At 38.6% G+C, this 11,454-nt stretch carries 7 protein-coding genes; 3 read left to right on the forward strand and 4 right to left on the reverse strand.

Annotated features, from left to right (window positions below):
• Window positions 1-43 precede the first annotated feature (43 nt).
• From KJA58_RS02560 to KJA58_RS02570, 3 genes are all read left to right on the forward strand, one after another.
• Window positions 44-1,387, forward strand: coding sequence for a hypothetical protein (locus KJA58_RS02560; protein WP_213357895.1), 1,344 nt, complete (start codon window positions 44-46; stop codon window positions 1,385-1,387).
• A gap of 140 nt (window positions 1,388-1,527) precedes the next feature.
• Window positions 1,528-2,916: a hypothetical protein gene (locus tag KJA58_RS02565; RefSeq protein WP_213357896.1), complete on the forward strand. Its 1,389-nt coding sequence runs from the start codon at window positions 1,528-1,530 to the stop codon at window positions 2,914-2,916.
• Between the two features lie 265 nt (window positions 2,917-3,181).
• Window positions 3,182-4,753 carry a hypothetical protein gene (locus KJA58_RS02570; protein ID WP_213357897.1) on the forward strand — a complete coding sequence of 524 codons (1,572 nt, stop codon included), beginning with the start codon at window positions 3,182-3,184 and terminating at the stop codon, window positions 4,751-4,753.
• 4 nt (window positions 4,754-4,757) lie between these two features.
• Here KJA58_RS02570 and KJA58_RS02575 read toward each other — a convergent pair whose 3' ends face one another.
• From KJA58_RS02575 to KJA58_RS02590, 4 genes are all read right to left on the reverse strand, one after another.
• Window positions 4,758-6,278, reverse strand: coding sequence for a hypothetical protein (locus tag KJA58_RS02575; protein ID WP_213357898.1), 1,521 nt, complete (start codon window positions 6,276-6,278; stop codon window positions 4,758-4,760).
• A 42-nt stretch (window positions 6,279-6,320) separates the two neighbouring features.
• Window positions 6,321-7,772, reverse strand: coding sequence for a hypothetical protein (locus KJA58_RS02580; protein WP_213357899.1), 1,452 nt, complete (start codon window positions 7,770-7,772; stop codon window positions 6,321-6,323).
• Between the two features lie 96 nt (window positions 7,773-7,868).
• Complete coding sequence (locus KJA58_RS02585) at window positions 7,869-9,341, reverse strand: hypothetical protein (RefSeq protein ID WP_213357900.1); 1,473 nt, start codon at window positions 9,339-9,341, stop codon at window positions 7,869-7,871.
• A 367-nt stretch (window positions 9,342-9,708) separates the two neighbouring features.
• Window positions 9,709-11,454 carry a hypothetical protein gene (locus KJA58_RS02590; protein ID WP_213357901.1) on the reverse strand — a complete coding sequence of 582 codons (1,746 nt, stop codon included), beginning with the start codon at window positions 11,452-11,454 and terminating at the stop codon, window positions 9,709-9,711.

Raw genomic sequence — 11,454 nt, forward strand, 5'->3', positions numbered from 1 at the left:
AATTATATTAAAAAAACCTTCAAAATAAATAATACCCCTAAATATGAGCTCCCCCCTATCCTCTACTACAGAAGGAACTCTATCTCCTCCCCCATCACCACCAGCAGCCTCAACAAAAGAAAAAATTCAACACAACCTGGAAATTATAGAAAAACTAGGACTGACATACTCCCAAGAAGCTTCCAACTCCCTACGAGAACTCTCTGAACAGATTTCCTCTATAAGTTTTCTAGGGCACAATTATCAGCTTATAGCAGAAGCCTTCTCCGTTCTAAAAATATCCTTGGGCTCCCTTCTGAAAACAGAATCCCCCCTGACACCTCAACAATACGAAGAGCTTGTATCTACATGTAGAGATTTATCTGAATCCTCCAGCAGTAGTGAACCGCCCTCTAAAAAAACTCGGTTAGAAGAAGTTTTAACAACTCCAACAGAGTCTTTTCTGCAACAGCCCGCCGAAGAAATAGATGCCATCACATTCCTTTTAGATACAGCTTTAGAACAAAAGGAAGGGACCTTTCTATCTCCTGTACAGTGCCCGCTAGATCTTAATTCGGAAGAATCCCAACACCTGTGTCATATTTGTTCGTTAACAAAATATCTTTTAAAGAGTAAACGACAAGTTCTAACAACACAATTAGGAGTTCTTTTAGAGCACACCTCTAAAGAAACTTTAAGAAAAGCAATAAATAAACTCTCTTTCAAAGAAAAATGCTCCTTTGACAAAAGTTTTTTTTCTTGTCTAGAAATTGCTGAGATTATGGCAGAATGCAATTTGGGAAAAGAAATATGTATTCCAGGTGTTGGAAACCCCGTTCCCCAACTAGGAGTCTACAAAGCCGTAGAAGCAGTCATCCAAGCAGGTCCGGAAAATTGTGTAACAAAAAGTATTATAGAGACCTGGAAAAACTCTCCGCCACTATCAATTTCTTCATTAGAAGAACAAGAGGGTCTCCTAGTTTTCAGAGGAGGCTTCTCATGCCTCGTTACACCAGAATCTTTGTACTCTATTTTTTCTGGATTAGAGCAGCGTATCTATATAAGAACCAGAGAAGGCCCAAGAAAACCTATCTCCGAAGAACAGTGTAAACTCCTAGCTAAAGCAACCTTTTACACTCTGTACGCCCTACTCCAATCTCCACGAATTCAAACTCAAACCACTCAACAAACTGAATCAACGGCTTTTTCTTGGAAGCTTGTTCAGCATGTTTTCAGTCTCATACTAGCTATAAATCCAGATAAAAAATTGGCAATCCTTCCAACCAAAGCTTCCGCCGGAGTGATGAGTGATCTTGGGTTCTCTGAAGAAGAAGCTCCCCCGCTACTTTTAGCTTTCAGAAGATTTATTTTGGCTAACAACCTGCCCGTACAGCTATCAACAACGTAAAACGACAAAGTTCGATGATTTTTAGACTACATGTTCTTTTTAAAAAGAAGCGTAAGAAATAAAATCCTAAAAAACACGGATTAAAAAACTTAATAAAAATAAAACATTTCATCAAAAAAAAAAAAAAAATTGCAACAAATATGAGTTCTCCAACCTCTTCTCAATTTCAACCACCCTACTCCTCTCAGCTACCCCTACCCCCATCTTCAGTAGAAACCAAGATAAAGCAAAATCTTTCAGAAATCCAAAAATTATTAAACCAGCCTCCATTTGATTCCTCGGAAACTGAGCGAACGTTATCTGATCAATTTTCTTCCATACTCTCTCTTGGATACAGTCACCACTCAATTGCTAGATCATTAACCATCCATAATATATCTATAAAAACCCTACTGCAAAACAAGCTCTCCTTGACATCTCCGCAGTACAACGATATTTTGTCCGCATGCAAAGATTTCTCTGAAGCTTCATGTAGTTACGAAACTCCAGAAAAAAAACCTCGTTTGGAAACTGAAAGCTCTAGCCCCCCACTAGAAAAAACTTCCTTAACGGAAAGGTCTTGTCTGTTGCCATTCCCTACCTTAAAGCCCGCAAGCCCTCAACAAAAAATTAACAAAGGAAAAAGCTCTCTAGCCTTCTTGCTAGACACCATTATTAAGAATGATGCTAAAGGCTCTCGCCAAATACAATGCCCTAATAAAGGTGACAAAGAACACTCTGGAGGACATATTTGCGCAACCTGTTCATTGACAGTAAAAATGTTGTATCATGGAAAGCGTTCCTTAACAAAACAAATACTAGAATTCTTAAAACATACAAATAAAGAAACATTAATAGCTTCTATCGAACAACTTTCTTTTGAAGAAAAGGGGACTTTCGATAAGAAATACCTTTCTTCTTTGGAAGTCACTCAACTTATAAACAAATGCGGAATCGGAGATTCTGTTTGTCTACCTAATACTAAAAATCCTGCATCCCAACTGAGCATCTATGAATCTGTAAAAAATATTGTAGATGCGGGAACCAATGACGCCACCACACTATGTATACTGGGGGTTTGGAAGAACTCTTCTTCATTAAACCTTTCCTCTTTAGAAGAACGTGAAGGTCTTGTTGTTCTAAGAGGTCAGCAGTTCTGCCTAGTATCACCAGAGTCTCTTTCCTACATATTCATGCATCTAGAACAATACACCTATCACAATGGCGTCAGAGGTCAACGACACGCTATTTCAAAAGAACAAGCCCTATTTTTAGCAAAGTCTACTTTCTACACCATGCACGCTATACTACTGTCCCCTAAAGTCAAATCTCACTCAGAGTCTCTCCAAGTTAGAACTGCGCTATCATGGAAGCTGGTGCAACATATTTTTAGTCTTATTTTAGCCATAAGCTCTGGACGCAAGCTAGCCGTTTTGCCATGCAAAATTCCTACACCTCCCGAAGACCTAGGTTTCTCTGATCAGAGGGCTGTCCATCTACTTGCTGCATTCCAAAGCTTTGTCGAAAGAAATAGGCTCTTACCCCAATAAGAGCCTACTACACCTCTTTATTATTTCTTGAACTCTAACATCTTCGAAAGTATTGTCTAGGAAAAAGCAATGAACAGCTACCCTGTTCTTCTCCTCATAGACATCTTTCATATTGCAAAATCATACTTTAACCATAGAATTTTGTTCCCAAAAATACAACCAACCCCTATCCTCTCCAACTCAAGTTACTAAGAGTAATAGCCTTACCGACACCTCTATAAGCGACTCCCTCCTCTAGGCTCAAAAATACACCATTGTAAAAGTTATGAGTATTTCTAGTTCTTCCGAAGCAGGAAGTCCGCCGCCAGCGCTGTCTCCTCAACCATCTAGCTCTTTCATAGAAAACCGTGTCCAAGCAAATCTCTTAGTTATTCAAGAATTAGCCGAAGCCCAACTTCTACAAATCTCCGAAAGAGGAGCCGCTCTGTTCTCTCAAATATTCTCTATCAGCGAGAGAGGCCATGACGACGAAGTTATAGCTAAAGCACTCTCCGTCTCCCAAGTATCCTTGAGAACATTACTAGAACAAGATCTTGTCCTCACAGAAGAACAATACCGACTAGTTATATCTACTTGCAGAGATTTAGAAGAATCCTCCGGAAGCAGTTCCACTGTACTACTAAAACAAAGAAAAAGAGCCGCTGAATCAGAATCAAACCTCCAAGAGCAACTCAGTCTAACACCTAGCCGTGAGACTACTACAAGTTCTAAAGAAGAATCTTTATTAATGAAACTTCTCACGGAAACGTCTACACTAAGCTCTCCAACACTAAAACATAGCAGCTACGACCAAGAAGAAGTTGCTCAGCAAAAACAAATAGAGCAGCCTCTAAAAAAACAAAAAATTTCTCCGAAAGATTTGTACAAAGACGTTCAACCTCCTTCAAGTCAAACTTCTCAGGAAAACGATTTAAAAATAATAACCTTCCTACTAGACACTATCCTGGAAAAACTTCCCCATCCCTACTCTTCAAGTATAGTTTGCCCCAATAGATCCAGCAAAGAAATAACACTTCATAGTTGCCCTCTCTGTTCATGGACAAAGCAATTCTTCGGTAAAAGAAAAAGCGCTTTGACAAAGCAGCTAGAAATATTTTTAGAATGCACCTCAAAAGAGGTGCTCGCAGAAGCTTTAGTGAAACTAAACCTTAAAGAAAAGCAAGTTTTCATAAATAAACGCCTAACCAGCATACATGCCGCTTATCTTATTGCTGCATGCGGTATAGGGAGCAAGATATGTTTGCCTAACGTTGCAAATCCAGCCTCTCAAGCTGGTTTGTACCAGTGCCTAGAGAAAGTTGTATCTCTAGGGATACAACACCCGCTTTCACAAACCATAAAAGAGCTCTGGGAAACTTCTTCTGGATTATATCTTCCTAGCAAACGGGAAGAAAATGCAACGGTTGCTGTGCTTAGGGGAGGGACTCTTTGCGAGGTAAGCCCCGCAACGCTCCAAACAATTTTTTCTGGATTAAAAAATCGCCCTATTTATCAAAGAAAAGAAGGTCAGAGGTATATTTCTGACTCCCAAATTAAATTTTTGGCTAGACTCACCTTCCTAACACTCAGAGCCCTATTAGAATCTCCACTAGGAGAACCCTTTACAGAACAGTCTGGACCGAATAGAGTTATCCCTTGGAACGTCGTGCAACATGTATATAGCCTCATTCTGGTTTCTTCTCCGAAACGAAGGGTTGCTATACTCCCTAGCAGAGCCTCTCTAGGCGCTTCTGAAGATATTGGCCTCGATATCGAAGAAGCTAAAATATTCTTTGAGGCCATGAAGAGATTCTCCTTGTCTTGCGCGCTAGGAGATCGTCGGTACTTAGATGAGTAAAATCCTATTTTTTTAGCCCTAGAATGACTCTCTCAAGATCTTGGAGCTCCGCTACACTTCGTTCTCCTAAGTAACCGCATTCATTCAAAGCTCGCAACCCTTCTTCTATCTTAGATGACAAGTCCGAGTCTTTGCTAGATAATCCCTTCAAATCCCATAACCCCTTTGGAGAAGTGATGAAATCCGTATCAGCCAAGTTACGTAGCTTTAACTCAACAAACTTCTCTTTCCACTTACTACATGAGGTTTTTCTGCTCGAAAAATCCCACACATCGTTTCCATTTCCTATAGACGTCCCATAACAAATGGTGTAATGACTATATTCCATAACCCTCCTAGAGAAGACATCCCAACTCCAGGAAGCCGCCTCCCTAGGACAAAACATAGTTCCTTTTGAACTATCTTCTTGGAAAAGCGCCATACATGCAGGAACTAATCCAGAAAATTTTTCAAAAAGACAAAGAACTCTACCGTCTCCACCTTTTGCTTTTTCTAAAAATTCACAGAGAGAAGAAAAAAAGCTTTGCTTGTACACAGATGATTTTCGGAAAGTAGCCGCTCCTGCTCTACGCAGGTAATTGAAGGCTTCATGCAGCCAAACCATGTACGCTGCTTCCGCTGCTACAATTCTGGGGTAACTCTTTATGCAATTCGCATATATAGCATTGTAATTCTTATTCCCCTTAGCTAGCTCTCCTTCGTAAATTTTTTTAATTCCTTCCATCTCTTGCAGAGAAAGAAAACCAAGGAAAACGAAAGGCAGCTCTCTGTTGCATCTACGAAGAACAGCAGCCTCCCCCTCTAAACATCCTTCGGGTTTCGCTTCAGCAAACCACAAGGATGTTTCTTTAGAAAAAATCTCTGAAGTAAGGGAAGGGTTTAAATATTTTTCTTGTAAATGAGACTCTGTAATAGACTCTTTCGCAAAGGACTTAATATTTGGAGAGGATAAGAAGGAATCTCGGATCTTATTCTCACGATCAATCCTTGCTCTTTCCGCAGCTTCTTTTCTTCTAGCTTCCTCTTCTCGTAGCCTTTCTTGTCTCAGCCGCTCCTGCTCAAGCCGCTCCTGCTCAAGGCGTTCTCTCTCGAGACGTTTCTGTTCTAGCTTTATCTCTTTTATCCTTTCTATTTCTTCATTAGTTAAGTCTTCTACTCTTTGAATTTCCTGCTTTATTAATTCTTGGTTTTTCTCAACTTGCTTCTCTAGAGATCCTTTATACCTACTAACAGAAGCAACACCTAAAGTTGCTATTAGAAGCATCACTAAAGCAACAGTAGCAATAAAAACCGCCCCCAGAGAAACAGCTTCTAGTAGTACAGCATTGACCCCAAGAAAAATTAGACTACCTGAAAACAGCTGTAAACTAACTGCCAAAAAAGCAAAAAATACTCTTCCAACCAAGTTAGCTGTAGCTAATTTACGTTCAAGACGTTGTTCTATAGTTTGATATTCCTTTCCTGCTCTTTGAATGGCTGCCAAAGCAGAAAAAAAATCCGCACCACCGCTATTAGTTAAGCTCAAAACTACCCACCAATGAAATTAATACTTATTATTTTGAAAAACTTACTTCAACCCTAAAACCTTGTGTTCCAATTCCACAAGCTCCTCGACACTAGCTCCCAAACACTCTATCTCTCGAAGAGATTCCAATCCCTCCTCTATCTTTTCTTTTAGACGAGGATTTTTAATACACATACTCTTTAGATCCCAAAGGGCATATCGACAGGAAATAAAATCTTTGCTACATCGATCGTAAAGAAAGTTTTGTAAATCAACTTCTTCAAGAAAATCCATATTCTCATTTTCTATGCACTCTACAAACTTGGCTGCGTTTGCAATATAAGTACTGCTAAAACATGCATTCCGAGAATACATCATGGCATATAAACAAAAATCCGCCCACCTAACCCTTAGAGATCCAATATCAAAACGTAAATCTGTTCCATCAACAAATGAAGCTATTGAGGAAGGGACTATCCCAGAGAAACAACGCATATCATCAAAGGATGGGTCCTTAAGGAGGTTTACACTTTCTATCAATCCATTCAAAAAATGAACCTTATATTCGCTAAAAGCTTCACACAACAAAATGTGAGGGTAAACCATCTCCAACCAATTTAAAAAAACAGACTCTAAAGCTACAATTTTAGGAACACTTAAAATCAGACCAGTATAACATTTAACTAAGTCCTCCTCAGAACATTCTTTACCTACAAAAGCTCTTAAACAACTTTCTAAAGCAGAAAGCTCTTCAGAAGACAACATACCTAAGGTTACAAACAACAACTCTCTAGAGAATCTGTCTTCAAAAACCTCTCCTGTAAATCCCTCTTTTTTAGCGCTAGCTAGCTCATGCATATTTTCTTCTTCTATGCTCGCAATTCGACTCATGAATCTAATTTCTGGAGAACTGTCGTAAGTTAAACACAAAGTTTTCTGAGACAAGATATGACTCCAGAACGCAGGAAAAGCCATACCCACTCTAAATTCTTTCGGAAAATCTACTAAGCGCTCTTTTATCTCCTTTTTTACAAAACCACCCCCCTGTATAACAAGAGAAGCAAGAGTAGCTTGTTTTGATAGATCTCCTTCTCTCTCTATTTTGTTGAAAAACTGAAGAATTCTCTCGTAAGAAAGAAACAACCCTTCCTTTAATACAAAAGTCGGGCCTTCCTTAGGGAAAACTGTTTTTTGTCTCAAAAGATTATCAGACACCCTCCTTATACAATGATGGATAGCGCCTATGACAAACAAAACTAGAAGAGTGGAAGCTATACTGGCTAAGCAGATAGACGAAAAAGCCGCCACAGAAGCACCAAAAACACTGGGTCCAACAACTTTCACCAGAAAAACAGACAAAAGGGTAATACTAGCCACTAAAAAGCCGCTTAGCCACAACAACCCAACCTGCTCAGATGTAGAGCGATACGATTCAGAAAGTTCAGAACTACTCTCTTTCTTAGAATTTAGTTCAGCAACTAGAAATTTCTCGCAATTATTATTAACAGAACTCAAAAGAACCAACCCTGGAAACAAACAAACGGCTGAGCTTAAAGAAACAACATAAAAATTTCTAGAAATAATTTTTGATCAAAACTCTAGCTGCGCCATTTACTCCAATCCAAGGACTATTCTTTCTAACTGCAATATATCTTTTAAAGATCCCCCTAAACACTCTATTTCTTCTAAACAACTTAAGCCTTCTTCGATCTTATCACTCAAGTTGGCATTTTCCGCGCAAAGAGAAGACAAGTTCCATAACGGATATGGGCTATCCGTAAAATTTCGCTTTTCACTTCTGGAGTTAAAATCACTCGCTAAACTCTCTGTTTCCACGCGCTCGCGTTCTAAAATCTGCTCATCATCTTCTGCAAAAATTCTTGTATCAGCGATGCTCACAGAATCCAGGCTTTTTTGTGATTCATCACATATCGGCCTATCTTCCTTATCAAGGTTCTTTTCTAAAATCTGACTATCTCTTTCCAAAGGGATCTCAGGAGAAACTCTCATATCACTTTGGACGGATAGATCCCAAAAACTTTCAGAAAAAACAGAATCCCCTTTTTCCAAAAATTCACGAAACTTTTCCATGCTTCCCATAAAACCTTTTCTAAGATGAGCCTGTCGAAAATATTGCATAGCTTTATCCACAAAAAAGCTCCATGTCATCTTTTTGCTAAAATTAAAATTATTCGTCCCCACCTGACACAACGAAAGTAAAACAGCAGGAATGACTCCAGAAAAGTTCGTAAAAAATCCAGGGAATAAATTAGCTACTCCTTTAATCCCTCTTAAGAAGCTTTCTGAATAACTTGTTAAAAACTCCGAAGATAAAACATACGGAAATACGTTCTTCAACCAATTTAAAGATAGGGCTTCCAAAGCAACCAATTTCGGAAACTTCAAAATTAATTCTGAATACACTCCATCTAAATCTTCTTGGCCAGAGAGTGGGCCTAGAGCATCTAAATATTCATGAAGACTCTTTAATTCACTTTCAGAAAAAACCCCTAATGCTATACAAAACAGCTCTCTGGAAAACCTCATCTTACTAATAGATTCTTTTTCCTCTTCTTTAAGGTTATTTCCTTCCATTTTCTTGATAATATGCTCTTCTAAACAAGAATCATAATCTAAAGGGAGCTCGAAATCGAATTTAGCAAAAAAAGGGAAAGCTAGTCGTATCTTGTGTTCTTCTGTGAGATCACATAATCGCTTCTTAACTTCCGGCTTAACAAATCCTCCCCCCAGGACAACTAGAGAAGCTAATGCAGCCTTTTCCTTCTCTGATTCTTCTCGCCCGATCTTAACAAGAAGACGAAAAGATCTTTCTGAAGAAAGAAACTTACCTTTTTCCAAGAATTTTTTCGAAGAAGCCTTTACTAATGAAGCATCCCGAAACACATCCTCCATCAACCTCACTGAATCCAACTTTTGCACTTCTGTCCTAAAGGAGCAAGAAAAGCCAACGATGACCAAAGATAGAAAAGAAGCAAGAATATTAGATAAAACAAGTACTGAGATGCCGCTACTCAAACTTCCTAAAACAACGGCGACTACACCTGCTGAGAAGCACACAGACAAAAATACGAAAATAACTTTTCTCAAATAATTCAAAAAAAAAGCTGTTGCTCTTTTTAAGGAAAAAGGCTCCGTCTTCTTTAGATTTGCTGGTATTATTTTGTTTTCTAAATGATTACTGTGAGATCCATTTAAACAATTGTTAGATCTTATCAAAACCCCTCCAAGAATAGAAGAAAACAAAAAACCTAACCAAAAAAAAAAAAAAAAAAAAATGAAATTATTTAATTCTATAAAGAAAGATAGAAAAACAACATAAATTCAGAAAGTCTCTTGCGTGTATATAAGTGGGCCAGCTAGACAGTTAGGAGCACCTATTCATACCACTAAAAAGAAAGATGCTTAGATTCTTTTTATCTCTAAAGAGCCTCTATTTTTCTAATCCTAAAACCACACGCTCCAACTGTACAAGAGCGCTTACCTCTCCTCCCAAGCACTCCACATCTCTTAAACTAGCTAGCCCTTCTTCTATCTTCTCTAAAAGAGAACTGCTACTGTTGACCAGTTCAGACATATCCCAGAGGGCGTGCGCCTTTTCCCCAAAAGATTTTTCTATATCCGGGTATGTAAGAACCATTCGTTTCTTCTTTTTGAATAGATCTTCTCCATATTCGAGATATTCTTCAAATTTCTCAATGGAAGCTGCCATATCGTCATATAGATAAGCCTTCCTAGAAAAAGACATGACCTTCTGACAAAACGTCTTCCAAGAACAAACTTTATTTAGGTTAAAATCAAACTTGCCTTCTTTAAGAAAAGAGGCTACAGAAGCCGGTACTACTCCAGAAAAATTCTCTAGGAAAACTACTCCTTCCTCAGCCTCCAGGTCTTTATTTGCTAACAACGACTGCAAGAAAAGCACTTGATATTTCTGAAAATCCTGACAAAGTAAAGTATAAGGATATACCTTGCGCAGCCAATTTAAGAAGGTAGATTCTGCAGCCACAATCTTTGGATACTTAAGTATTAGCTTGTGATAGATGTGCCGATAAGCAGCTTCTTTTGTGTTGGGTGTTATTTTCTTTGAAAGTAACCGCCCTATATTTTTTATCTCTTCTAGGGAAAAATATCCAAGCATAATGAAGAACAGTTCCCGACAAAACCTGGCTTGAAAAACCTCTGAGAAGCTAGTCTTTTCTATACTAGCCCCCCCTAATGCAATCACCCCCTCCGAGGGCTCTTGGACAGGTTTATCACCACTCTCTGCCCTCTTGGAGGCAACACGAGCTTTAGTTTTCGTCGATTTTCCAGACTGAGAAGATAAAACAGAAAACCCTATAGTCAGAGACTCCACTAACAACTCTGAGGCTCTTAACTCTACCTTTTTAAAAGTTGTTGTTGGTATTTCATCAATCTCTATCCTAGGTGATTTTTTGAAAAAAGATGTAATACTTTTTGATGGTTTATACTCAACTATCTCTTGGGTTACCTCTTTAAACTCTTCAGCCAAAGGAATCTCTAAGAAATTGTTTTGAAAAGCTGAAGTTACATTGTTTAGTTTTAACGAAGCCGTGTGTGGAAAACTTAAATAGACTTTCATTTGGTTAGAAAGATCTGCAACCTTTGATCTAACCCATCTTTTAACAAAGCCCGCTTGCTGGATAATGGATGAAAACATCGAAACTAAAAGGGTTTGATCACCAATTTCATCCCCAACAAACAACATTTCCGACAAAAACTTCCTAGTTCCTTCTGATAAAAACCTCTCCTCTTCAATAAAGCCTTCTCTCATCACTCCTTCAGAAACCTCTCGTTGAGACAAAAGCTTCAACTTTTCTTTGTCTAAAAAATTTTCTCTAGAACTTTGCAAAACCTTTTCACTCTCCATTCTCTCCCTAGTACAGGCCTGAGCCAACCATCCCCTAAAGATACTTAACCCCAAAAATAGGATGGTAATACTAACTAAAGAAAGCATGAAGGCTACAACAATGAAGGAAGTCATGGGAATATACATGCTTGTCAATTCCATGACGACGAGAGGCACAACCGCCAACAAGCTTGTCAATATGCCAAAAACAATGGCTCGTACTTTCAATGATAAAACACTTAAATCATCTCTGGAGCTGTTTCCCAACGTTTTATTTGTTTCCTGAACAGAATCGCCGTTAATCCTCAT

The sequence above is a fragment of the Chlamydiifrater phoenicopteri genome (assembly GCF_902807005.1).
Classification (GTDB): Bacteria; Chlamydiota; Chlamydiia; order Chlamydiales; family Chlamydiaceae; genus Chlamydiifrater; species Chlamydiifrater phoenicopteri.